The organism is Flavobacterium sp. GW823-FHT04A11, assembly GCF_058796535.1.
The window spans coordinates 3,212,488-3,237,906 of sequence record NZ_CM179503.1 but is presented as its reverse complement, the minus strand read 5'-3'; the positions used below and the strand labels follow the sequence as shown (position 1 = coordinate 3,237,906).

Genomic DNA, 25,419 nt, shown 5'->3' with positions numbered 1-25,419 from the left:
AATAAATTTCTGTCTAGTTATTGCGTAATGATTTAATGAGATTGTTTTTATTCATATAAGAACGTCCGGGAACGCCAACTTTTATCGCTTGCTGGTATAATTCCTCTTTTGTCCATTCTTCGTATGGTTTTGCATTACTGCCCTTTTGACCTGCATCAGGCGTGTTGGCAATACGTGCTGCTTTTTCCTTACTATATCCTATCTCTAACAGAGCTTGATATTGCTTTTCGTTTTTAATTCGAGGATCTGGCATGATAATAAAATTTACGGTTAGAAATTCAGTAAAATGTAAGATCAAAGTTCTTTAAAAACCCCTGTGAAGTCGTTATATAATTATTTTCCAGATTTTCATAATTAACTCTACCTCAAATGATTTCCAAAACAAAAAAATCCCATTCGCCGCGACGAAGGGGATTTTTTTGAATTATGGATTATGAATTCTGAGTTATACGTTTTTATTTGCTTGCAGATAAAGATCAATTTCAAGATATTTTTCCTTCATCAAACTCAAGGCAAAAGCTGCTCCGGAAGCTGTAAAAACCGAATAATCAAACGCGCCTTTTATATTTGTAAAAAAGGTCATCGACAAAGCAAAAAGCAATAATAAATAACCGCTAAGTCTGGCAAACAATTCTGTTTTGAAACCTAAAAGCAAGAATATGGCGAAAACAATTTCTGCCACTGTCGCAAGTATTGCAACAGGATTAACCAGACTTTCAGGAATTAAGGGATTTAATAATTTGGTATACGCTACAAAATTATCCCAATTTCCCCAAGCCGAAACTTCTTTACTCCAAAATCCAAATCGATCTGCAACCGCCGAAAGAAAACCAACGGAAAGTGCTAAACGTAAAAATATTTTAACTGATTTTTGATTGATCATTGATGACATGGTTTTGTGGTTTTGTTTGAGGTAAATTAATTCTGTTTTGTTTTAAAATAAAATAATTCGCTTATGGGTTCGTATCCCTTCTTAAAAATTTACTAAACGTAAAATAGATTACTTCTAAATTATAAAAATAAACTTTTACTCTCGTCTAATTTGAGTTGTTAGAAAATTATAATAATTAGTTCGCATATCACTTGAACATTGAATTAATGAAAATCTAGCAATATTAGAATTAAATTTTTCTATATTGGATTCAACTTTTAAATCCTCTTTTAAATGTGAAGTAAAGGATAAAACATAGCTTATTTTTTTATTAAATAGATTCTTAAATTCTTCGAGAGTTAGGTTGTCAATATTATGTTTTTTATCAACCAGAGCAAAATAAACTTTATCTAATATAGATTTTTCCTCTGTTCCTAAAGCTTCTTTTAATCTTTTCGCAGAAATAGTTACCTGATTAGTTAATTCACGCATATTTGAACTGAATCCATATTTAACATGAATTAAATATAAATTTTCATCATCATATTTTAAAATATCACAAAGTTCTAATCCATCTACAATAATGGTGTCAATCACTATATAATTCGAAAGTTCATTATATTGTAAATTATATGATTTTTCTGTTTTAATAACATTTTTATTCCAACTTAAATTTAAAATATGATTTGGGGCAGCATACGTTTTTAGTATATGTTCTGTATTTATTTTTAAATCATTAATAAAAGAATCTCTCAATAAATACCATTTCGTATCAATTAAAAATATAGGTTTCCCTTGAACAGGAAATTCTGTTGATATATGGAATAAAAATCCCGAAGAAATTGTACTTTTTCTCACGTTATTTTGATAGCATGATATTCTAACACCTTGTAAAAAGACTTTAAAATGAAATCGATCATTATCTCCAAATCTTTCTACTGCTCTTTTTAATACTGCATTATATATTTCTGTTCTGTCATTTACTTTCCCAAAAACTGTATAACCATGTTCTTCATCTTTTTCTTTTAATTTAAATTCATCAGCCTCATAAAATTTTTCAATGTTATTTGGATTAGTAAAATCATGTTCAAACCTCTTGTTAGGATTCAAATTGCGGTTATCAATATTTCCAATATCATTGTAGATTCTGTTTATTAATTCAGGCTTACAAAAATTCTCAATAAAATTCTCATCTGTTATTTCTTGATATGAACTAAGATAATCTGATGGAACTAATTCATTTATAATTGTAAGTTCATTTATAATTTTATGTAGGTTTTGAAAATCAACTGCTTTTTTTATTTTAAATGACTTACCAACACTTACTTGTATTCTATCATTTACCTTAATTTTAAGAAAATTAAAATGCAAATCAGATATTTCCTGACTTAGTTTTAAATGTATTTCTTGTGGAATTTTACCAAATTTAATATAATCAATAATTCTATATTTACCTCTAAATTGTTGATTTTCTCCAATAATTGATCCGGTAATACCTCTCGATTTAATTGATGCCAATTCATCACTTTCTGGCTTCATTATTCTCGCATAAATGTTAAGACCAAAAGAATGGTCAATGTAAGGCAAAATGATTTGATAGGAATTCCCTCCAATAATTGTAAAAATATCAAATTCTGTTTCGATAAATAAAATTAATGATAACTTTTGTTGTTTGAAGTCATCTTCTTTTGTTAACTCATTTGGTAGAAACTCTTTCCATTCAGATACAAAATCATTTGTATTAAATACATATAAAAAATATTTTAAATTATCTATTACAGTTTCTTTTAAATTCTCCGAATTAAAACTTGTAACTATAGAATTATTTATTATTTTTTTTATTATTGATTCTGTAGTCTTTAATCTTTTTAAAAGACGATTTTCTTTATCAATCCTATAGATTTTGGGATTTTGTGTCATATTTCGTCATTTAAATTTTAGCATGATAAAAAATATTTTTACAAAAATATTTTTTTAATCTCTAGCTACTTTAAGGAAAACCATATTCCATTAAAATTAATATTTCCACAAGTGTAGTTATAAATTAAAAATTATAACCAAGTATTTATACTGGTTTATTTAAACCGCAATCTTGAAATCCTGTAACATTATTAAAAAATACTGTAAGACATTCCTGCTACAACCTGAATAATTTTACATCATAACATTTAAACCATAAAATCATGAAAAAGTTATTATTAGCAGGAAAAGTTATTTTAGGCGCCGGACTAATCATTATATTCTTGAATTCTTGCAAAAACGAAACTAAACAAGAGGATCCAAAAGAGGTTGCTGAAGATGCTAACGAAGCTAAATTTGACTCTATCGACAGTAAGGAAGATGATTCTGAATTCTTAGTAGATCAGGCTGAAATTAACTTAGCTGAAATTGAAATTGGAAAATTAGCTCAAACTAAGAGTACAAATACTGAAGTGAAAAAATTTGGTCAAATGCTTGTTGATGAACACACTAAATCAGCTTCTGAAGTAAGTGCATTAGCAAAAACTAAAAACTTTACTTTACCAACTTCACTAACTGAAGAAGGTCAGGAAGAATACAAAAAACTAAACGAAAAATCAGGTGTTGATTTTGACAAAAAATTTGCTGACATGATGATCGATGGTCATGAAAAAGCAATTGATAAACTTAAAAAAGCTTCGGAAGATGCTAAAGATCCAGACGTTAGACAATGGGCTTCTAATAATATTGCCGGTTTAACCGCACATTTAGAACATGCCAAAATGCTAAAACAAAATCTGGACAAAAAATAAAAAATTGGTACTGGTATTTTTTTTGAGAAACCCCTTAAGAGTTGAATTGCTTAAGGGGTTATTTTTTTTAAGACGCTAAGTTGCTAAGGTTCTAAGTGACTAAGTTTTTTTTTCTTAGCATCTTAGCAACTTAGAACCTTAGCTACTTTAAGGAAGCTATATCAATCACAAAACGATATTTGATATCTCCTTTTAGTAATCTTTCGTAAGCGTTGTTTACGTCGTTTACGCCAATTAATTCAATATCTGCGGTGATGTTGTGTTCTGCGCAGAAATCTAGCATTTCCTGAGTTTCAGCAATTCCGCCAATGTTTGATCCGGCGAAACTTCTTCTTCCCATTAAAAGACTGAAAGATGTTACAGGAAGCGGTTCCATTGGAGCGCCAACCAAAACCATATTTCCGTCGACTTTTAGTAAATTCAGGTATTCATCTATATTATGTTGTGCCGAAACGCAATCTAAAATAAAATGTAAACTTTTGGCATATTTAGCCATTTGTTCCGGATCTGTCGACAAAACAACTTCATCTGCACCCAAACGTTTTGCATCTTCGGTTTTTGACAATGACGTTGTAAAAACTACCACATGCGCGCCCATCGCTTTTGCTAATTTGATTCCCATATGTCCTAAACCGCCAATACCTACAACTCCTACCCTTTGTCCGGGACCAACTTTCCAGTGTTTTAAAGGAGAATAAGTCGTGATTCCTGCACATAATAAAGGCGCAACTCCGGCAAGATCAAGTTTGTCTGAAATGTGCAAAACATAATTTTCATCGACAACAATACTTTCTGAATATCCACCAAAAGTTTGTCCGCCCAAATGAACATCCGGAGAATTGAAAGTCAAAGTATTTCCAGGCTCGCAAAACTGCTCTAAGCCTTCTTTACAATGTTCACATTCTCTGCAAGAATCAACCATACAGCCAACTCCCGCCAAATCTCCAACTTTAAAGTTTTTTACATGATCGCCTACTTTTGTAATTCTTCCCACGATCTCATGTCCGGGAACAATTGGATAAACAGTACCGTGCCATTCGTTACGAGCAGAATGCAAATCAGAATGGCAAATTCCGCAATACAAAATTTCGATTTCTACGTCGTGTGCCAATACGCCTCTGCGCTTAATATCTAATGTTTTCAACGGTTCTTCGGCAGCTTCTGTACCAAAGGCTTTTACGTTTTTTATTTCCATATTTAAGGGGGTTTAGTTTTTTGTTTGTTTGTTCCAAGTTTATTTGTTTCAGGTTTCAGGTTCAGCGTACCGTAAACCCGACAGGTTTTTAAAACCTGTCGGGTTTAATACACGGATAAAAATGATCCAATAAGTTCAGAATTATCTAATTATCTAATTGAAAAATTATCTAATTAGCCTATTTTTCCAAAACTAAAATACTCTTCATCACTTACGCTTTGTAACCAGCTTCCTGAACCTTTATCAATCTCTGTAATAATCGCGATGTATGAAAATTTACTGAAAGGTGTTGCGCCGTACCAATGTTCGATTCCCGGTAAAATAGTTACTACTTCATCTTTGTGAAGCAATCTTATCGCTTGTCCTTTTTCCTGAAAATATCCAATACCGTCTGTCGCAATAAGCAATTGCAGACTTGGATTAATATGCCAGTTGCATCTTGCGCCGGGCTCAAAAGCAACTTCTTTTATCATAGTATTTTCAGGGTGAATATTGCTGGTTTGTTTTTTATAGGAAACGTCGCCAGTCATATAAGTATTGGGAACTTTCCCTTCTTCGATTACGGTAGAATAGGTTGTTGACATAATTAGTTGTTTTAAGTTAGTTATTGAAAGCTATTGTATTGAGCATCGGTAACGGGTTCCAGCCAGTCTACAATTCCGGATTCGGTATTGGTGCTGATCGCGATGTGGATAAATTCACTGTTTGGAGTTGCTCCGTGCCAATGTTTTATTTTAGGCTGAATGTTTACAACATCACCCACATTAAGCAGCTGAATTGGTTTTCCTACTTCCTGATAATATCCTGTTCCGTTTGTAACAATCAAAATTTGTCCACCCGGATGTGTGTGCCAATTGTTTCTTGCGCCGGGTTCGAAAACGACATTACCAACTGCAGTATTTAAATTTGGGTCGTTTGGCACTAACATTTTAACCCAGGCATTTCCTGTAAAGTAATCTGCCGAAGCTAAATCGCCTTTAGGAAAAATTTCGTTTAATTGATTTTCTGAAGTTTTCATAATTATTTGTTTTTTACTATCGGGAAAACTAAATCAGTAAAGCAAGAATGTGCTTTTAGAAGTTTTAATTTAGTTCGCAGAAAACCGATAAAGGATTAATACTAATTATTTCGACGCAAAATTACTTTAGTAAATACGATCTCAGATAACGATAATCAAACAAAAAATTAAGAATATGAAACAATTTACATTCTCAATGATTTCGGAATTGTTCCTGTAAGTCTTTTAAAGTAGTTATTAAAATAGCTCGGATATTCAAATCCAAGTGAGTAACCAATGTCTGCAATGCTCCAGTCTGTGTGTTGCAATAAGGCTTTTGCTTCGCCAATAATTCTTTCTGTAATATGCGCTGTAGTAGGCTTTCCGGTAATTTCTTTTACCGAACGATTCAGGTGGTTTACGTGTACGGCAAGACTTTGGGCATAATCTTGCGGGGTTTTTAAAAGGAGTGGCTCATCTTTTGTTTCAATTGGAAACTGTCTTTCTAATAAATCCAAAAATAGTGAAGTTATTCTGGAAGAAGCATTTTTATGTTTAAAGAAATTTTCCGAAGGCTGCATTTTCATCGATTCATGCAAAATCAAATTGATATAATTGCGCATCAAATCATCTTTAAAAACATAATCTGTTTCTTGTTCTTCGATCATTTTTACAAAAAGCGAATCTACAAAAACTTTCTGTTCTGCTGATAATGAGAAAATTGGAGTTCCGCCTATTTTAAACAAAGGCGATTCATGAAGGCTTTCAGAACGATCATTTACCTTCAAAAAATCTTCGGTAAAAACGCAGGCGTAACCATGATAAACAGGCGAAATAATATCCCAGGAATATGGAATATGCGGATTTCCGAAGAACAAAATAGTTCCATCAGTTTCTATTCCGCGATCGGCATAATGAATAAGGCTTTTGCTGGTATTAATACAAATCTTGTAGTAATCCCTGCGGTTATAGGTTGGAATTTTACTCACATCACCATTTACTTCGTAAACTTTAAAACCTTTCAGCTTTAAATCGTTTATACCAAGTTCTGTTGCCTGACATTCTATTTGCTCTTTCATTTTACAAAGTTATGAAAATCAAATAAAAGTTGGGGAAAATATTTGTTTCAGGTTTCAGGTTTGTTTTGTTTCAGGTTTGTTTTGTTTCAGGTTTGTTTTGTTTCAGGTTTGTTTTGTTTCAGGTTTTCCTAAAATGATAAACCCGACAGGTTTTAAAAACCTGTCGGGTTCACTACACTCCTATTGTGTCATCTCGACAGAGGAGAGATCACATCCGGAGAGCGACTAACTGTAATTACGTTATGTGATTTCTCCTCCGTCGAAATGACAAACTATCGACAAAGTTGAACCTGAAACCTGAAACAAAACAAACCTGAAACTTAAAATCTTTATCTTTGTTTTCATGAAAGAAGTAAAACCCGTAATAGATTATATCTCAAGATATGTTGATTTGACAGATGCTGAAAAAACGCATCTGGCTACTTTTTTGAAAATTACCAAAGTCAAAAAAAGACAATTTATTGTGCAGCCGGGATTTGTATGCAAACACAAAAGTTATGTTGTAAAAGGTGCTTTTAGAGGTTATTTAGTTGATAATGAAGGCAAGGAACATACGTTGTCTTTCGCTATAGAAGACTGGTGGATATCTGATTACAGCAGTTTGATTTATCAGGAACCTGCGACTTTATTTGTGGAAGCGCTGGAAGATTCGATTCTCATTCAGATTGAATATGAAGATGAGCAGAAATTTTTGGAGGAAATTCCGAAACTGGAAAAATTCGAACGTATTATTACCCAGCGTTCCCTGGCTTATCACCAAAAAAGACTTTTATCAAATTTCACCAAAACAGCCGAAGAACGCTATGACGAATTCATGAGCAAATATTCGGTAATTGCAAAGCGTGTTCCGCAATATGCATTAGCTTCTTATCTGGGTTTTAGTACCGAATATTTAAGTAAAATTCGGAATCGAAAAATTTCTAAATAAAGATTCTGAGGTTCTGAGTCGCTAAGGTACTAAGGTTTCTAAACTTTGATTTTTTAATCCTGGTGTCTTCTGAAAATGTGTTATTATAAACCTTATATTAAATAGATTATATTTAAAAAAGTTAAACTGGTTCAACCGAATTTCCTAAACCAGTTCATTTTTATTCCCTTTATTCTGTCACAAATTTGCATAGTCAATACTGACAAAATAATTTAATACAATAAAAATGAAAACAACATTTAATCTCAACCCTACAGGAATATATTCTTTATTGCTGTTCTTTTTATTTGCTTTCAACTTTAGCATTCATGCACAAAATAAAACTGAGAGTAAAAAAATCCAGATTTTCCATATTCAGAATTATTTCACTGAGGCTTATCTTGTAAAAGGAAATTCAGATAAATTATTATTAATTGATACGGGAGTTCCGCTTCCCGGATATCAGGACAGTTTGGTAAATTCGATCAAAAAACTTGGATTTAAACCTGAGAACATTACGCTAGCAATTGTAACGCACGGACATGGAGATCATGCAGGAAATGCAGCATTTCTACAACAAACTTTTAAAACCAAAATTGCAGGTAGCAAAGCCGATTTAGGCAAATTTACATCTGGAAAAACAGAACTGTCAAAATCGGAAGATGTGAGTATTTGGGGTACCCGACTTCGTCCTTATTGTGATCTAGATTATAAACCTTTTACTCCGGATGTTATAGTAGAAAATAAAACTATTGATCTTGAAAAATATGGTTTTACAGGAAAAATTATTCCAATTAAAGGCGGGCACACGCCGGGTGACTTATTAATTCTTATTAGAGAAAATCTTTTCGTTGGCGATACTTTTGTCGGGACTTTTAAATCTCAAAATGGCGGTCTTGTTCCTGACGGTCATCATGTAAGAGAACATTTTTATCATGAAAACAAACAACTTGCCGACGAAAATCTAAAACGTATCGAGAAAATTGCAATTGATAATAAGGTAAAAACAATTTATCCTACGCATAATGGTCCAGTTTCTACTTCTGAATTAAGCAAATACATTAAAGAAGAACCTTTATTGCAACTTTTATCCAAACAAAATCAATCTTTAACCGCTGAAGATTTCAGAATTGTTTCTTCTGATGAAAACACCGCTGTATTCACTTATATCGAAGTCCTTAAGGCTGAAGGAAGAGAAGCGAAAAATGTTTCTGTAACGGAAAATTATGTAAAAGAAAAAGGCGTTTGGAAGAGGGTTTCTAAGAAAGAGGCTTTGTAGTTTTTTTGTTTCAGGTTTCAGGTTTCAGGTTTCAGGTTTCAGGTTTCAGGTTTCAGGTTTTCCTAAAATGACAAACCCGACAGGTTTTAAAAACCTGTCGGGTTCACTACGTTCCCAGTTTGACAAAACTGAGTGTAAACTTTAGTTTACAGACAAAGTTGAACCTGAAACCTGAAACAAAAGAAACTTGAAACCTAATTTTTTTTTACAAAAAATGCAGCTTCTCTTCTTCTAAATCAAGATGTAAAATATGTTTACGTACAATTTCCTCATCAATTCTCTCGTCTTTATTTTTATCTCTCAGCCATTGCCTTTGAAGGTCGAGGATTTCTCTGTAGACTTTTTTGGCTTCTTCGGTCATTAATATATCTTCATTTCTGGAAGCGCTTGCATCTTCCCATTTTTCTGCTAATTGTTGCAAAACTCTTTCATTTTCAAGATGTTCGCTGTAATTTGTTTTTAAATGATCTAACGCTTGCTGAGAAAGTAATCGTCTTAATTTATTATACATTTCATCGTCTGGCATAATATAATCAGGATCGGGCATATTTATTTTTTTGATAAGCCACGGAAGTGTCAGTCCCTGAAGTAATAAAGTCGTTAATATGACCACAAAAGTGATAAAGAGAATCAAATTTCTTTGCGGAAACGGAGCGCCGCCTTGTGCATAAACCGGAATCGATAATGCTGCCGCCAATGATACAACGCCTCGCATACCCGACCAGCTAATAATTACAATACCCTTATAACCAGGATGTCTGCTGTCTGCAACGGTTATGAAATTTCTGGCAATCAGGGTTACAATTACGGCCGCATAAGCTGATATTATTCTCGCAACAATTAAAACAAACGTAACCAGAAGACCATATCCAATAGCCGATGGAAGACTCACATTTCCTAATCCCGAAGTAATTTCAGGCAAGTCGAGACCAATAAACATAAATATTAATCCGTTAAGTATAAAACAGAAACTTTCCCAAACATTGACGCCACGCAATCGCGAGGTACTGCTTAAAAACGAAAGCCTGTTGTTGGATAATAATAATCCGCCGCTTACAACGGCAAGAACTCCTGAACTATGAATTTCTTCGGCAACGAGGTAAATAATATAAGGTGTTATCAAAGACAATACAATATCGATATTGGCATCTGTGGGTAAATATTTGTGCAGTTTCATAAAGACAAAACCAATCGCCAAACCAACTCCAACTCCTGCCAATACCATCCATCCAAAACTGGTTACGGCATTGTACCAAACAAATTGTCCGGTTCCGGCGGTTATCAGCGCAAAGCGAAATATAATCAAAGACGAAGCATCATTTAATAAACTTTCGCCTTCTAAAATGGATGACATGCGACGAGGCACTTTTACAAATTTCATAATAGCGCCAACACTTACGGCATCGGGAGGAGAAACAATTCCACCAAGCAAGAATCCGAGTGCTAAAGAAAATCCGGGAATAAAATAATTGGAAACCAGCGCAACCGAAAGTGCCGTAAAAAAAACAACTAAAAAGGCAAAACTCGTTATAATACGACGCCATTTCCAGAGTTCTTTCCATGAAATTTTCCACGATGCTTCATATAATAATGGTGGAAGAAATATAAAAAAAATCAGTTCCGGATCAATACGCAACAGCGGAATACCGGGAATGAAACTGATTGCCAATCCCGCTAAAACCAGCAAAACCGGATAAGCAACTTTTATTTTGTTGCTCGCCATAATTAAAAAAAGAATGACAATGACGATACCTAAATAAAACGCAAGATTATTCAACATTGGAGAGTATTATTTAAGAGTGATAAAATTCGAATTAAAACCATTTAATCTTTTAAATATCAAGATAGGAAATATTCTACAGAAAAATAAATCTCAGACTTTTTAATTCTTAGATTTATTTTTAACCTATAGTAACAAGTGTCATCCTGAGCGTAGTCGAAGGCTTTATACCGTAAAAGGGCTTCGACTACGCTCAGCCTGACAGTAATTTAAGATTACATTTTTTAACAGATGTCTATTTAATATTAATCGTACCCGTTTTTAATCCTTTGGCTGTAGCCGATAAAACAACTTCGCCCGAATTTTCGTCTTTCTGAATAATAACTTGTGCATAACCATTAAAAAGTTTTCGTTTCCAGGATTCTGCCGGAGTAATTACCTGAATAATTCCGGGATCAGTATTCATAACATCCCAGTCTTTATTTTTTTGCAAAGGCGGCGCAATAATCTGAATCGTGTTTAAACCTTGTTTTAAAATAGCCGCATTCAGCACATATTTCTGATCATCTTCTGCACTTGCCGGAATTTTATTTCCGTTGACAAAAACGACTGCATTCACACCAATCTTTTTATAAAAGAAAGTAACAGTATTGGTTTTGAGATTATTTTTCAAATCAAATTTACCTCGATACACATACGCCGGCGCCTGATTTTTATAATCTCTGTCTTTAAAAGCTTCTTTCCAGTTATTATCAGCTTCGTTAATCTGACCTGAAATTTCGGCAGAAGCTAATTTTTTCTCCTCAAAATTAGTTATAACAACAAGATCTATGTTATCAATAAATTTATCTCTTTCTAATGAAGTTGGATTGCCATTTCCTACTCCAAGAATTTTTCCTCCTTTTACAGAAAATGTTATTTCGTGATTTGCAGTTGGCACATGCGCCCCTTTTTCATCTGTTGTTTCAGCCGTAACAACCACAACATTAGCGTTGGAAACGTTTTCATTATCAACAGATAATTTGACATTTTGAGCATTCTCTGTCGTTTTCTGAATATCCGAAAGTACTTTTTTTCCGTTTTTATAACCAACAGCTTCCAGCGTTCCGGGCACATATTTTACTTTCCATTCTAAATGTCCGTACTGTTCCATTTTCTTTTTGCCCAGACTTTCTTTGTTTAGGAAAAGTTCGACTTCATCACAATTAGAATGCACCCAAACATCGATTTCTTTGCCTGCACTCCAGTTCCAATGCGGCATAATGTGTAAAACAGGTTCATTTCCCCACCATGATTTCAAATAGAAAACATTGTCTTTCGGGAAACCGCAAACATCCATCATTCCAAAATAAGACGTAACCGATGGCCAGCCATAAGGCGTTGGTTCTCCGCGATAATCAAAACCTGTCCAGATAAACATTCCCGCTAAATACGGTCTTTCTGCATAAAATTTCCATCCTTCTTCAATACTATAAAAACTCGGACGCGGTTTTCTGTCATAAGCACTTTGATAATGTTTGGCATCATCTGTAAAATAAACACCGCGCGTTGCAAAAGTCGAACCTTCCTCCGTTCCCATTCCCGGTTGGTTTTTAAACTCATTTCTATGCGCATCAATATCTCCGTTTCCAAGATAATTATAACCCATAATTTCAACAACAGACGAAATTCCGCTTTTAAAACCGCTGCTAATTCCCACTGTTACAGGTCTTTTAGGATCAATGCTTTTGCTAAAATCCTGCATCACATTTGTAATGCGTTCGCCCACAATATTACCTTCAACATTCCATTCTTCGTTTCCAACAGACCAGCAAAAAATACTTGGATGATTGCGGTCACGTTTGATCATTCGTTCCAAATCATTCAAATGATAATCGTTAATTCCCATCAAACGCGTTTCATCAATAACCAGCATTCCAAGTTCGTCGCAGGCTTTCAACAATTCCGGCGTTGGCGGATGATGCGAACAACGATAGGCATTTGAACCCATTTCTTTTAGTTTTTTAATTCTAAAATACTGCAGTTCATCAGGCAAAGCCGTTCCAATTCCCGCATGATCCTGATGATTATTCGTTCCTTTTAGTTTTACCGATTTTCCGTTAAGGAAAAAACCTTTTTCAGCATCAAATTTTATGGTTCTTATTCCGAAAGAAGTTTCATAACGATCTGTAATTTTTCCTTCCTGTCTAATTTCAGTGACTAAGCGGTATAAATTCGGATTTTCTATATCCCACAACAATGGATTATTTACCGTTAATTTCGAAGTAAAATTGGTTGTTTTATAAAAAGCCGGAGCTATTCCGTTTTCAGAAACAGTAGCAATTTGTTTTCCTCCAGCATCTAAAATTGTCTGAATAATTTCAATCGCACCTTTATAATTTCCTTTGTTTTCAATCGTAACTTCGGCGCTAATTACTGCGCTTTTATCTTTTATTTCTGAAGTTACGTAAGTTCCGTTTTCTGAAACATGAACTGTATTTGTTTTCTTCAAGTAAACATGTCTGTAAATTCCGGCGCCTTCATAAAACCAGCCTTCTTCCATCGATGCATCAGCACGAACAACGATTGTATTTTCGCCGCCATAATTCACATAAGCCGTTACATCATATTCAAAACCATTATAACCACTTTCTTCTGTTCCGAGGAAATAGCCGTTAAAAAACACTTTTGAATTCCTGAAAACACCGTCAAATTTTAGTGAAATAATCTTTCCTTTATCACTTTCAGCAATGTTGATTTTTTTTCGGTACCAGCCAATGCTTTTTTCAGGAAAACCTTTTCCCGCCGTTTTAAATCCGTGACTAAAACTCGCTTTTTCGCTAAACGATTGTTCAACCGCCCAATCATGCGGAAGATCTAGTTTTCGCCACGCGCGATCATCAAAATTTATTGCTGCCGGGCCATCTCCAAATCCGGTTTTGGTTAAGTATGAAAAATATCCCGTTGCATGACCAAAATCTTTTTCGGTATCAAATAAATGTCCAAACGAAAAACGCCAGTCTTTATCGATTAAAATTAAATCTCTCTCTGATTTATTTTGTGCCGAAGTACAATTGAATATCAAAAAAATAAAGCAGAAAAGAATTCCTTTAGGAAAAATAGTCTTCATAAAAACGCGGTTAACGGAAATGGTTTGTAAAATAGCGATAAAAATATTGTTTTTAATTTGATTAAAATAATAGTATTTCATCAAAACATAATTATTTGTGCCTGATTACGGCTGAAAATTAGGCTTTAAAAATTTAGAATCATTCTATGAGGCGTTCATTGGGAGAATATTGATCTTTTGATGTAATTTTATATAGAAATTGAACAAAAATAGTAGTACCATGAGTGTTATTAAAGACGAAAATACGCTTCTAAGCACTATTAAGCGTATAGACCATGAAATTGACAAACTAAATGATCAAAAAATAATTGTTTTTTTTGAGCATCTTGGCCTGAACGAAAGAGACGACGTACCCAAGAATTACCTGGATTTTGAAACCATCCTTATCGTTGTGCCAAACCGACATATTTCGCATGAACTAAAATTTTTTAAATATTCAATCGCAAGACTTTCTTTCGTAACAAATCCGTATGCGAAAAATATTCACGTTTATGATTTTAAGGAATGGGACAGCAAAACCCGAAATAAAACGCAGTTTCAGGTTCGCGAATTTCTAAAAACAAATTTTGGAGGCGTGCGAACTATTATTGATGGTTTGAATTAATATAAAGAAACAAAATGAAGTGGATTACGCGCGAAAGACCAAAAATTGACAGAATTGCGTGTCCCTGGCTCATCAAAAAATTTGTTGATCCTGAAGCTGAATTTATTTATGTTCCTTTTAATGAAGTCCTTGCGAAAGCAAAAGAATTAAACGCAGTTCCGTTTGATATTCCTGATGTAGAATTTACGCATTATAATGACGAATGCACTTTTGACTACATCATAAAAAAGTATCAGATTAAAGATCCTGCGGTATTAATTATGTCGAAAATTGTTCGTGGTGCAGATACTGATCAGCATGGGATCGCAAAAGAATCCGCAGGACTGTGGGCAATTTCTGCCGGACTTTCTTATAATATCACAGACGATTTAGAATTGCTAAAAAACGGCATGATACTATATGATGCTCTATATAGCTGGGCTACGCATCTTTACAAACAAAATCATTTGCAAAATAGTCCCTTCGAAAACTTACTTCACGAAGTCTATAATAAGTTTTTGAATGAAAAGAAATCAAGCAAAAAAACGCCTTCCTGGGTTAAAGATTTAAAAGATATAATTCAGGATCAAATCGATGCTCAGTTTACTTTTGATCTGAAAAAGATTTCTAATGATTTAGAACTCAATCCGTCTTATCTATCAAGGGAATTTTCAAAATATTTTGAAGATTTAAATTTTGGAGAATATGTTCGGAAATTACGAATCGAAAAAGCCATACATCTAATCCAAACTACAACTTATACTTTAACTGAAATTGCATATATGACCGGCTTTTCAGACCAAAGTCATTTTACCAGAATATTCAAATCACAAACAGGAAAAAATCCTTCTTCCTATAGAAAAAATGCACTAAAAAGTAATCCAGATACAAAAGGTAAATAGCGTTCTATTTATAGTTTTTAAGTCTGTATAGTTTTGTTTCTATAAACCAAACTATCATGATTTCGTTGAAACACTTTTTTACTATTGCTTTATTTTCATTGAGCACTATTGCATCTGCTCAAACTACTTATCCTAAAATAACAGGTTATTTCGGCATTCTTCATCCCATAATTACTGTTAGTAATGAGCAGACGAATTTAAATTTCAGAGATTATTATGCCGTAGGTTTTCCAACGGGAATTAACATCTGGAAGAGCTCGAAAATAGGATTTTCATTTGAAATTGTTCCCAATATAAAAGCCGAAAACGGACAAGATAAGGTTACCAATATACTATTTCATCCTGGTGTTTTAGTCGCATTAGGAGACGGTTTTACTTTTGCCGGAAGAGCTGCCTTTGAAAGCAGCGGAAGATATGGCGTAACTCCGGTAATTAATAAAACGGTGATAAAAAGCGAGAATTGCAGCTATTTTGTCGCTGTTCCGCTTCCTGTGCGTTTTGGCAATGATCACCCAGCAAGTTTTACTGTAGGTTTTCAATTTGGAATTGCTTTTTAAAACTTTGATTAAAATTTTAAGGAGCTGTTTCCTGCTGTCCGCTGTATCTTTTGTGCCGAACCCCGGCACAAAAGGATGCCGCTCCCATCAGGGCTAGGACACTCGTTTTCAAAAGAAATTTATTATCCAAAATCACCCACAATCTTTGTTAAAGTTTAAAATTTTGACAAAGATATTTCGCGTCGTTATTTTACCTTTTTATTTCAAAAATAGTAAGAAACTTTTTCTCTAATTTTTCCCGCTTCTTCTCCTCTTTCCATCTCGAATAGAAAGCCATAAAAAGCAAAAACAAATTAACAATTGTAGATGCTCTTCGAAGTCCTTTGGCAAAAAAAAGAAAAAATATGTTGATTGCGAGAATCAGAATTATGGGAGAAAACCTTGCCCAAAGCAGCTTTAGTTTATCGGTTGGTTCAATACTATAATCTACTTTAAGTCTGTTATTAAGATCTTTATAATTCCCTTTTACAATATAATAGGTTGATGAATCTTTTGAATTTACCGTCAGACTAAAACTGTTATCGTCAAAGAATCCATAAAAAGGCTTTATTGCCCCGGAAATAGGAAATATTCTAACCTGACCCAAAATTGTTTTCGGAGAACCAATCTCTGTATTATCCCTTAATCTGGCACGAAATTCTGATATACTGAGTTTTGATTCCATAATTTGATTTGTTTCAGGTTTTCTTTTGTTTCAGGTTTCAAGTTTCAAGAAGAATCTTTGTCAAAGTTTAAAACTTTGACAAAGATCACAATGCGAGTAAACCCGACAGGTTTTTAAAACCTGTCGGGTTTGATGTACGTTGCATGAATTCCAGTTTAAAAGCAAAGTTTGGAAAAACCTGAAACCTGACACAAACTAAACTTTTACGGTGCTAAAATACTCTTCACCTTTTCATTCAAAGCATTTCCGTGAATGTTTTTGGCTACGATAATTCCGTTTTTATCAATTAAAAAGTTTAACGGAACAGATTGCAGCATATAATCGCCAACAACTGGCGAAGTCCAGTATTTTAAATCGCTTACTTGAATCCACGGTAATTTTTGTTTGGCAATTGCTGCCAGCCAAAGCGGTTTTTTAGTATCCATAGAAACACTGTAAATCGAAAATTTTCCCTGATAGGTGTTGTATAATTTTATTAGTTCAGGTTGTTCCTTAATACTGGGTCCGCACCATGAAGCCCAGAAATCAACCAAAACCAAATCTCCTCTTAAGGAAGAAAGTACCACGTTGTTTCCTTTTGTATCCGGAAGATCAATTTCGGGAGCGATATCACCAATATCAGTTCCAACTACCTGAGCTTTTGAATTTGTAATTAAACACAATAAGAATCCTAGAATAAGTAAAGTTTTTTTCATAGTTTGATTTGTTTGGGGCGTTTTTTTTAGTCTCGCAAAATCGCAGCTTTTTTTCAACGCGAGTAGAAATGACAATGTTTTTAAACTTTGCGTCTTTGCGACTTTGCGCGATTAATTTTCACAAGCAAATATAAATTTTCTTTACTAAAATCTTCCAATTTCTTCTCTTCCATCTTAAATTTTTGCTAAATATTTTTTCCTTAATTGGTATATCGGGAAAAGTCGATATATTTGCACCATGGAACATATAGAAATATTTAAGGCACTCTCGAATAAATCCAGATTACAAATGCTGGAATGGCTGAAAGAACCCGAAATAAACTTTCCCGAACAACTTCAGCATGCTGGATTTGAACACGGAGTTTGTGTTGGGCAAATTCAGGCCAAAGCGGGACTTACACAATCGACAGTTTCTGAATATTTGTCGATTTTACAACGGGCTGGTTTTATCGAAGCCACACGCGTTGGGCAATGGACATACTATAAACGCAACGAAGGTGCCTTTGAAGCACTCAGTAAATTAATTCAAACTAATTTGTAAATTACTTATGAGTACAAACAACCTGTTTTCGCCATTTAACTTAAAAACGTTAAATCTTAAAAACCGAATCGTAATGGCGCCAATGACGCGCTCTTTTTCTCCAAACGGAATTCCAACTGACGAAGTAGCTGCTTACTATCAAAAAAGAGCTGAAGGCGAAGTTGGTCTAATATTATCTGAAGGAACTGTTATCGACAGACCATCTTCATCAAACGACGCCAATGTTCCTCACTTTTATGGAGATGAATCTTTAAAAGGATGGAAAAAAGTGATCGAAGAAGTTCATGCTGCAGGAGGTTCAATGGGACCACAAATCTGGCATATGGGAATTATGGATAATCACCATTCAGGATGGGTTCCGCCAGTTCCGTTTGAAGGTCCGTCAGGATTAAACCGTCCGGATTTCAATAATGGAAATACGATGTCTGAAAAAGATATTGAAGATACTATTCTTGCTTTTGGAAAAGCGGCTGCTGATGCTAAAAGATTAGGTTTTGATACGATCGAAATTCACGGTGCGCACGGTTATTTGATCGATCAGTTTTTTAGGGCCGAAACAAATTTACGTACCGATATTTATGGTGGAAAAACACTTCCTGAACGTAACCGTTTTGGAGTTGAAGTGGTAAAAGAAATCAGAAAACAAGTGGGGAATGACTTTGCTGTTATCATGCGTTTTTCTCAATTTAAACCTTCTGATTATAATTATAAACTGGCAAAAAATCCACAGGAATTAGAAGCGTGGCTTACGCCTCTTGTTGACGCCGGAGTTGATATTTTACATTGTTCTCAACGTCGTTTCTGGGAACCTGAATTTGAAGATTCCGACTTGAATTTCGCCGGATGGGCTAAAAAAGTTACCGGAACACCAACAATTACGGTAGGTTCTGTGGGACTTTCAGGAGATTTCTTCGGCGCTTTTGCAGGAGAAAGTTCTCAGCCAACTTCTCTTGAAGAACTAAACAGACGTTTCGACAGAGGTGATTTTGATTTAGTTGCCGTTGGAAGACCTCTTTTATCTGATCCAAACTGGGTTGCAAAAATCAAAGCCGGAAAAACAGATGAATTAAAAGGTTTTAGTAAAGAAGCTTTGGGGGCATTGGTTTTAGAATAAGTTTTTTTTTAAAGGTGCAAAGTGGCAAAGGTTCAAAGGGACAAAGGTTGCACTGGGAACTTTATAATTCTATATACAAAAGGGATGAAACATTATGTTTCATCCCTTTTTTTGAATATCTATAACTAACAAAATTAGAAATTCAATATTTTTAAAAATAGGTTCAGAGTGGCAAAGGTTCAAAGGAAATAAGTTTTTTTTCTCTGTGCCTTTGCCACTTCAAACCTTTGAACCTTTGTTACTTTGAACCTTTGTCCCTTTTTTGAAGCCACTTACGAACTGGTTCATCATATAATTTCAAGCATAAAAATGCTAATACAATACTTGCAATCAGAACGCCAATTCCTAGTGGATAACCTTCCTGCATAGAAACTTTATTATCTACAACCCAAGCGGTAAACCAATAAATTAATGGATAATGCGTGATATAAATTGGATAGGAAATATCGCCAAGAAGTTTGCATATTTTAGTCGAAAAAGCACTTTTTATTTCTCCGCCGGCGCCAATTGCAACAATAAGAGGAAAGACCAAAATAATACAGAAAGATTCATATAAACCGTTCATCCATAAGGTGTTTTCGTCTCCAAATCTTGGCAATGCCAAAACAATCGTGATTAAGATACTGCAAACCCAGAAAGCGCCTTTTATATGAATCAGTTTTCCTAATCGGCAAAGTAAAACTCCGGCAAAAAACGGGTATAATAACCGAGTAAAACCAACATTCATTTGCTCCAAATTTAGTGACCAGCCTCCTATTACATCTCCTTTTGGACCAAAAACGGTGTAATTAATTAACAGTCCGGCAAATATCAGTACAATAACGGACAGTAGTTTATTCGAAAATTTGCGGAAAAACAAGGCGTACAAAATATTAGCAATATATTCGAAAAAAAGCGACCACGCCGGACCATTTAAAGGATGCATTTCGCCCCAGCCTCTGATTTCTAATGATGGCGGAATTGGAAGCAAAGTAAATCCAATAATCATCGTTAGAATCACTTTCCAGACTTCCATTCCGGCGATCATCGGAAACAAAATATCCGAAGCCTGAAAATAGTAAAAGATAGCTCCAATGATCATTCCCATAATTACCATGGGCTGCAGGCGAATTAAACGTCGTTTGTAAAATTCCCATTGTGACATTCTTGCCCAGCGATCGTCATAAGCATAAGCCACAACAAATCCGGATAAAAGAAAAAAGAAATCCACGGCCAGATAACCGTGATTGATGATTTGTTTAAAACGATTTCCGCCGCTAAAAGCTTCAAAAATGTGAAATGCAACAACTAATATTGCCGCAACTCCACGTAAACCGTCGAGAATTTCATAATGTTTTTTTGGTTGAATATCAGTAGAAATAGAACTCATAAATTGTTTATTTTAGATTGCAGATTTTAGATTTTAGAATTGGAATCGATCGGTAGCGAACAGGCGAAGCAATTTAAAAAATTTGGCATTTACTTATTGATGATTTTTCAGCCATTCCAACCTTCTCTGATCTGGTAAATGTGTCACCTTGAAGTTTTCGAATTTAGCTTCAAAACCTTTTCCATCTGGTGAAGCCGCCATTAAACCAACCATAACCGGCGTATTATCTTGTAAAGGTGCATTTCTGGCCAGGATATAATTTTTATCATCAAAAGAATAAAATATTTCAACAGCATCTAATCTTCTCACGACTTTTATCCATACAAATGGTGGTGCTTTTTCTAAAGTTGTCACGCTCCAATCACTTTTATCGTGCGTTACAACCGTGCTAATATTGAATTTTCCATCCACAAATTCAACTCCGGTTTTGATGTAGTTTTTCTCATCAATACGAAGCATTAATCCCATTTGGTCAAAACGGGCAATATAATTTCCGGTTAATTTTACTTTTGCTTCAAATTCTCCTCCATAAGTGGCGTAATAAAAGGGTGCGTCATCAACGGTAAAACCATAATGAGAAATACGCCAGTAATCGCTGTTTGCCGTAACATTCATAATCAAAGCATTGTTTTTAATTTCCCATTTTTCAGGTTCATTAAACCACTGCATTTTGTTCAGGCTTTGCGCCGAAAGATTATGTGCCAGAAATAAAACAATGGCACTAAGTACAATTTTTTTCATATTCTTTAAATTTAAAAGTAAAGTTTTTCTCCAAAAAGTAAAACTTCTAACACCTAACATTTTACATTTAACTTTTTCACCAAAAGCAAAGCTGCAACTTTTTACATTGCAGCTTTACAACCAACCAATTTAGAAATAATGAAACTATTGAAGTGAAAAACTCACTTTAGATTTTATATCTGTTGAAGATGCGCCAACGATTGCTTCAAAAGCACCCGGTTCTGCAACCCAGTCGTGTTTTTTATCATCAAAAAAGCTCAAAGCTGTTTTGTCAATTGTAAAGGTTACTGTTTTTTCTTCTCCCGCTTTAAGCGAAATTTTGTCAAATCCTTTTAATTCCTTAATCGGACGTACTAATGAAGATTTTAAATCACTGATATACAACTGAACAATTTCTGAACCTTCTCTATTTCCAGTGTTTTTTACATTAACAGAAAATGTGATTTTATCATCTGCAGAAACTTGTTTTTTATCAGCTGTCACTTTTCCGTATTCAAAAGTCGTGTAGCTTAAACCGTGTCCAAAAGAGAACAATGGCTTTGCTTTTTGTTTGTCTGCCCAACGGTATCCAACAAAAATGCTTTCTTTGTATGTTACGTCTTCTCCACCAGGAAATTCTCCTAAAGCGTGCGCTCCGTTATCAGATAATTTTACAGGAAAAGTAAAAGTCAATTTCCCTGACGGATTCACATCTCCAACTAAAACTGCTGCCAAAGCATTTCCTGCTTCAGTACCTAAAAACCAGCCTTGTACAATTCCCGGAACTTCTTTTACCCACGGCATTGCCACAGCATTTCCTGAAATATTTACAAACACTATATTTTTATTGACTTTCGCCAATTCACTTATTAATTCATTCTGACCATAAGAAAGTTCTAATCCTGTACGATCGTGTCCTTCATCATCCTGATTTGGGGCTTTGTTCAAACCTCCAATAAACAGCACAATATCAGCATCTTTGGCCACTTTTAAAGCTTCTGCCGTTAATTCTGCCGGAGAACGTTTTTCTTCTAAACTCACTTTTGCAACAACGCCGTTATAATTACTTGTCGGGTCTCCAACATAACCGCGAGCATACACAATTTCAGCCTGATTGCCAATTCTTTTCTTTAAACCTTCAAGTGGTGTGATTTCGTATCTTGCTTTCAGTGAAGAACTTCCTCCACCAACGGTCATCATTTTAATGGCATTTTCACCAATAACCGCGATTTTTTTAGTTTTAGAAAGATTGATCGGCAATATATTATTGTTGTTTTGAAGCAATACAATTCCTTCTTCAGCAATTTTTAATCCTGCTTTTGCGTGTTCTTCTGTACCAAAAGACCCGAAAGGTCTGTTTTTATTCATTGTTGTTAAGAAAGACAAACGTAAAATACGACGTACTTTTTCGTCTAATTCTTTCGTTCCAACTTCGCCTTTTTTAATCATTTCTGAATATGGTTTTGCCAAATAATAGTTGTCATAAGCATTACTTGTTCCCCATGAAAGTCCGTTTGTCCAGGAACCAAATTCCATATCCAAACCATTATGAATTGCTTGTTTTGTATCATGAACTCCGCCCCAATCTGAGACTACAACACCTTTGAAACCCCATTCTCCACGAAGAATGTCGTTTAACAAAAACTCATTATGGCAACATTGCTGCCCTTTATATTTATTGTAAGAACCCATAATTGCCCATGCATCACCTTCTTGTACAGCGGCTTTAAATGCAGGCAAATAAATCTCATACAAAGCACGATCATCAACAATTACGTTTACCGTATTACGATTGGTTTCCTGATTGTTTAAGGCAAAATGCTTCACACAAGCCGCAACGCCGTTTGACTGCACTCCTTTAATATAAGGAACAACCATTTTTGAAGTTAAGAACGGGTCTTCTCCCATATATTCGAAATTACGACCGTTTAGTGGCGTTCTGTAGATATTTACACCCGGTCCTAATAATACATTTTTATTACGGTAACGTGCTTCTTCACCAATCGATTTTCCATATAAAGAAGCCAACTCTTTGTTCCAGGTGGCAGAAAGTGCGGTCAATGCCGGAAAAGCAATACAGGAATCGTTTGTCCAGCCAGCCTGATCCCATTCGTCCCATTTCACTTCGGTACGAATTCCGTGTGGTCCATCAGTCATCCAGTTTTCCGGAATTCCCAAGCGCTGTACGCCCGGCGAACTGAATTTTGATTGTGCATGAATCATGGCAATTTTTTCGTCGGTGGTCATTTTTGAGAGCGCATCAGCAACACGTTCGTCAATCGACTTTGTATCATCAAGATAAACCGGAACTTTGTTTTGGGCATTGATCCCAACCGAAGTCAACAAAAGTAAAACAACAATTGTTTTAATGTTTTTAAACATAACTATAATTTTATTTAAGCATTAAATTATATATAAGATAGTAAGTGGTCAAAAGTACCTTATAATAATATTGTAAAGCTAAAACGTTATAGTATGCATGAGATTTTTAAACGAAAAAAAGTAGTGAAATAAAAAATTAAATAATTGATTATTAAATAGTTAATATTTTTTAAAGGACAAAAAAAGTAGTGATTTTAAAATAAATCGTTACACTTTCAACGAAATTAAACCTATTTTCATGACCATTTCTTCCAAATCATTTCGCGAAACTGCGGCTTTATTTCGAGCTCTGGTTCTATAGTTGTAAATCGTGCTTAAAGAGTAACGAAGAAAGGCGGCAATTTTTACGCTGTCTGTAATTCCAAGTCGGATTAAAGCAAAAATACGAAGCTCTGTATTTAGAAGTTCTCCTTGTTTCAATACGATTTGTTCTTCTTTAATAAGCAAGTCGTTAAAGTCTTTTACAAATGTTGGATATAAATTGAGAAAGATAATATCAAAGTTTTTATACAATTCTTCCAGTTCATTATCAACCAAAGTAGTTGATTTGAGCATTTTATATATTTCGTCAAACTGTTTCGCCGTTGCTTTTTTGTTTAAGATAATGCGATAGTTCTCTAATTTATTGATGTAAGCGGAACACAGATTGAAAAAATGCGCAATATATTCTTCCTTAACGTGATTGGATTCAGACAATTGCGAATTACGCTCCTGCAACTGATTATTGGTTTCGGTAATATCTTTGTTTAATTCGGCTAATTTTTGACTTGTTTCGTATAATTCTCCCCGAATTCTGGAAACTTTTTTCATCTGTTTGTACACATAAATAACCGCCACTATCAAAAATAAAGAAAGCAGACTAATGCATAAAAGGTACAATTGAAGCTCTGTTTTTCGCTTTGCTTCTCTTTCTAAATAAACCGTATTGATGATCGAATAAACTTCTGACATTAAAAGCGTACGAAATTGTACGTTGCAATAAAGCGCATCTTCAATTGCCGATTGTGTGAGTTTATAGGCCATATCGACATCGCCAACTTCATAAAAAACCAAAGCAAGTTCCTGAAGCGACGCATTGTCTTTATTAGCGTTTTTGATATCTGCGGTTGCCGAAAGCGCGTAATATTTTTTTCTTAATTCCAGTTGGTGTGTTCGCTCATAAATACTTCCCAAAAGGTATGTAATCATCGCATATTGGGGATTATCTTCTTTGGTGTTTTTCAGTAAATCCAATAATTGCTTTTCGGCAGCCCGGATTTTTTGCCGGGACATTCCCTGCTGAATTTTATTAATTTGATAGTTTAGCGTATTTGGATCTAAAACCATCAACAGCGAATCACGGTATTTTCTTATCTGCTGAATGTATTTTATGTCATAACTATTTGCCGCATAATGTTCAAAAAATTCGCGATACGCCACATAATACGTTGGAAGTAATGTTTTTGATAATGTTTTTTTGTTGATGCTTTTTAGAATAGCTTCTGATTCACGGTATTTTCCCGAGGAAGAATAAAGCGTTACCAATTGGATATTCGCCAAATCTGATAAATCTTTATTTTGAAGTTCATCAGCAATTTTGAGGTTCTTTTTTACATAAAAAATAGCCGAATCAGAGTTGAATTTCTGGTATTCTGAATATAAAGTTTTGTTGTAATTGTATTCCTGTTCTTTCGTTAAATCAGCCGATTTGATTTTTTTGAAGTTCAAAATACGCTCTTCTTTTAACTCAACATATCGCTGTTTGTTTTTGAGTGCGTCGTTTAGTTTTTTCAAAATAGTATCTATACTATCCGATGAATAAACAGGACTTCCCAAAAGAACGAACAAACAAAAAAACAGATAATTTTTCAAACTAATTAAGATATAATGAGACTTACAAATATAAGAAAGTGTAGAAATAAAAATGCAATATTTAGTAAGTCGCAAATTTTGAATTTAGTAACAAAAAAATTCAACAATTCATA

23 protein-coding genes are annotated in these 25,419 nt (G+C 34.4%); 8 read left to right on the top strand and 15 right to left on the bottom strand.

Going from position 1 to position 25,419, the window contains the following annotated elements; translation table 11 throughout:
* Nucleotides 1-13: 13 nt before the first annotated feature.
* From AC3QL1_RS13890 to AC3QL1_RS13880, 3 genes are all read right to left on the bottom strand, one after another.
* Nucleotides 14-253: a DUF7218 family protein gene (locus AC3QL1_RS13890; protein WP_492492211.1), complete on the bottom strand. Its 240-nt coding sequence runs from the start codon at nucleotides 251-253 to the stop codon at nucleotides 14-16.
* A 192-nt stretch (nucleotides 254-445) separates the two neighbouring features.
* Nucleotides 446-892, bottom strand: coding sequence for a DoxX family protein (locus tag AC3QL1_RS13885; protein ID WP_492492209.1), 447 nt, complete (start codon nucleotides 890-892; stop codon nucleotides 446-448).
* 135 nt (nucleotides 893-1,027) lie between these two features.
* Nucleotides 1,028-2,791 (bottom strand): hypothetical protein, encoded by a 1,764-nt coding sequence (locus tag AC3QL1_RS13880; RefSeq protein WP_492492208.1) that lies wholly within the window; start codon nucleotides 2,789-2,791, stop codon nucleotides 1,028-1,030.
* A gap of 263 nt (nucleotides 2,792-3,054) precedes the next feature.
* On the opposite strand from AC3QL1_RS13880, the gene AC3QL1_RS13875 reads away from it, so the two are divergent.
* Nucleotides 3,055-3,642: a DUF4142 domain-containing protein gene (locus tag AC3QL1_RS13875; protein WP_492492206.1), complete on the top strand. Its 588-nt coding sequence runs from the start codon at nucleotides 3,055-3,057 to the stop codon at nucleotides 3,640-3,642.
* A gap of 142 nt (nucleotides 3,643-3,784) precedes the next feature.
* On the opposite strand, the gene AC3QL1_RS13870 is transcribed toward AC3QL1_RS13875, so the two are convergent.
* The 4 genes from AC3QL1_RS13870 to AC3QL1_RS13855 form a co-directional block, all read right to left on the bottom strand.
* Complete coding sequence (locus AC3QL1_RS13870; protein ID WP_492492205.1) at nucleotides 3,785-4,837, bottom strand: NAD(P)-dependent alcohol dehydrogenase; 1,053 nt, start codon at nucleotides 4,835-4,837, stop codon at nucleotides 3,785-3,787.
* 173 nt (nucleotides 4,838-5,010) lie between these two features.
* A complete protein-coding gene (locus AC3QL1_RS13865) occupies nucleotides 5,011-5,421 on the bottom strand; it encodes a cupin domain-containing protein (RefSeq protein ID WP_492492204.1) in 411 nt (136 codons plus the stop codon).
* Nucleotides 5,422-5,441: 20 nt separating this feature from the next.
* Nucleotides 5,442-5,855 carry a (R)-mandelonitrile lyase gene (locus tag AC3QL1_RS13860; RefSeq protein ID WP_492492203.1) on the bottom strand — a complete coding sequence of 138 codons (414 nt, stop codon included), beginning with the start codon at nucleotides 5,853-5,855 and terminating at the stop codon, nucleotides 5,442-5,444.
* 185 nt (nucleotides 5,856-6,040) lie between these two features.
* Nucleotides 6,041-6,913, bottom strand: coding sequence for a helix-turn-helix domain-containing protein (locus tag AC3QL1_RS13855; RefSeq protein ID WP_492492201.1), 873 nt, complete (start codon nucleotides 6,911-6,913; stop codon nucleotides 6,041-6,043).
* Between the two features lie 343 nt (nucleotides 6,914-7,256).
* On the opposite strand from AC3QL1_RS13855, the gene AC3QL1_RS13850 reads away from it, so the two are divergent.
* Nucleotides 7,257-7,841 carry a Crp/Fnr family transcriptional regulator gene (locus AC3QL1_RS13850; protein ID WP_492492200.1) on the top strand — a complete coding sequence of 195 codons (585 nt, stop codon included), beginning with the start codon at nucleotides 7,257-7,259 and terminating at the stop codon, nucleotides 7,839-7,841.
* A 226-nt stretch (nucleotides 7,842-8,067) separates the two neighbouring features.
* Nucleotides 8,068-9,099, top strand: a complete 1,032-nt coding sequence (locus AC3QL1_RS13845) for an MBL fold metallo-hydrolase (RefSeq protein ID WP_492492198.1) — start codon at nucleotides 8,068-8,070, stop codon at nucleotides 9,097-9,099.
* A 205-nt stretch (nucleotides 9,100-9,304) separates the two neighbouring features.
* On the opposite strand, the gene AC3QL1_RS13840 is transcribed toward AC3QL1_RS13845, so the two are convergent.
* Nucleotides 9,305-10,879 carry a Na+/H+ antiporter gene (locus AC3QL1_RS13840; protein WP_492492197.1) on the bottom strand — a complete coding sequence of 525 codons (1,575 nt, stop codon included), beginning with the start codon at nucleotides 10,877-10,879 and terminating at the stop codon, nucleotides 9,305-9,307.
* Between the two features lie 235 nt (nucleotides 10,880-11,114).
* Nucleotides 11,115-13,928, bottom strand: coding sequence for a beta-galactosidase GalA (gene galA / locus AC3QL1_RS13835; RefSeq protein WP_492492195.1), 2,814 nt, complete (start codon nucleotides 13,926-13,928; stop codon nucleotides 11,115-11,117).
* A 220-nt stretch (nucleotides 13,929-14,148) separates the two neighbouring features.
* Here galA and AC3QL1_RS13830 point away from each other — a divergent pair, with 220 nt between their 5' ends.
* From AC3QL1_RS13830 to AC3QL1_RS13820, 3 genes are read left to right on the top strand one after another with little or no spacing between them, the layout of a single operon-like run.
* Nucleotides 14,149-14,532, top strand: coding sequence for a hypothetical protein (locus AC3QL1_RS13830; RefSeq protein ID WP_492492193.1), 384 nt, complete (start codon nucleotides 14,149-14,151; stop codon nucleotides 14,530-14,532).
* Nucleotides 14,533-14,546: 14 nt separating this feature from the next.
* On the top strand, nucleotides 14,547-15,413 hold the full coding sequence (locus AC3QL1_RS13825) for a chromate resistance protein ChrB domain-containing protein (protein WP_492492191.1): 867 nt from the start codon (nucleotides 14,547-14,549) through the stop codon (nucleotides 15,411-15,413).
* A gap of 56 nt (nucleotides 15,414-15,469) precedes the next feature.
* Nucleotides 15,470-15,970, top strand: a complete 501-nt coding sequence (locus tag AC3QL1_RS13820) for a hypothetical protein (RefSeq protein ID WP_492492189.1) — start codon at nucleotides 15,470-15,472, stop codon at nucleotides 15,968-15,970.
* Nucleotides 15,971-16,160: 190 nt separating this feature from the next.
* On the opposite strand, the gene AC3QL1_RS13815 is transcribed toward AC3QL1_RS13820, so the two are convergent.
* Both AC3QL1_RS13815 and AC3QL1_RS13810 read right to left on the bottom strand, forming a co-directional pair.
* On the bottom strand, nucleotides 16,161-16,634 hold the full coding sequence (locus tag AC3QL1_RS13815; RefSeq protein ID WP_492492188.1) for a hypothetical protein: 474 nt from the start codon (nucleotides 16,632-16,634) through the stop codon (nucleotides 16,161-16,163).
* 203 nt (nucleotides 16,635-16,837) lie between these two features.
* Nucleotides 16,838-17,329 carry a TlpA family protein disulfide reductase gene (locus AC3QL1_RS13810; protein WP_492492186.1) on the bottom strand — a complete coding sequence of 164 codons (492 nt, stop codon included), beginning with the start codon at nucleotides 17,327-17,329 and terminating at the stop codon, nucleotides 16,838-16,840.
* A gap of 238 nt (nucleotides 17,330-17,567) precedes the next feature.
* On the opposite strand from AC3QL1_RS13810, the gene AC3QL1_RS13805 reads away from it, so the two are divergent.
* Together AC3QL1_RS13805 and AC3QL1_RS13800 are read left to right on the top strand one after the other, a co-directional pair.
* Nucleotides 17,568-17,870, top strand: coding sequence for an ArsR/SmtB family transcription factor (locus AC3QL1_RS13805; RefSeq protein WP_264537251.1), 303 nt, complete (start codon nucleotides 17,568-17,570; stop codon nucleotides 17,868-17,870).
* A gap of 7 nt (nucleotides 17,871-17,877) precedes the next feature.
* The gene (locus tag AC3QL1_RS13800; protein WP_492492184.1) at nucleotides 17,878-18,984 is read left to right on the top strand and encodes an NADH:flavin oxidoreductase; all 1,107 of its coding nucleotides are present in this window, start codon (nucleotides 17,878-17,880) and stop codon (nucleotides 18,982-18,984) included.
* 238 nt (nucleotides 18,985-19,222) lie between these two features.
* Here AC3QL1_RS13800 and AC3QL1_RS13795 read toward each other — a convergent pair whose 3' ends face one another.
* The 4 genes from AC3QL1_RS13795 to susR form a co-directional block, all read right to left on the bottom strand.
* Nucleotides 19,223-20,353: an acyltransferase family protein gene (locus AC3QL1_RS13795; RefSeq protein ID WP_492492182.1), complete on the bottom strand. Its 1,131-nt coding sequence runs from the start codon at nucleotides 20,351-20,353 to the stop codon at nucleotides 19,223-19,225.
* Between the two features lie 93 nt (nucleotides 20,354-20,446).
* Nucleotides 20,447-21,094, bottom strand: coding sequence for a DUF1349 domain-containing protein (locus tag AC3QL1_RS13790; RefSeq protein WP_492492180.1), 648 nt, complete (start codon nucleotides 21,092-21,094; stop codon nucleotides 20,447-20,449).
* A 144-nt stretch (nucleotides 21,095-21,238) separates the two neighbouring features.
* Complete coding sequence (locus AC3QL1_RS13785) at nucleotides 21,239-23,455, bottom strand: glycoside hydrolase family 3 C-terminal domain-containing protein (protein WP_492492178.1); 2,217 nt, start codon at nucleotides 23,453-23,455, stop codon at nucleotides 21,239-21,241.
* 207 nt (nucleotides 23,456-23,662) lie between these two features.
* Nucleotides 23,663-25,306 (bottom strand): SusR family glycan utilization regulator, encoded by a 1,644-nt coding sequence (gene susR, locus AC3QL1_RS13780; protein WP_492492176.1) that lies wholly within the window; start codon nucleotides 25,304-25,306, stop codon nucleotides 23,663-23,665.
* Between the last annotated feature and the right edge of the window lie 113 nt (nucleotides 25,307-25,419).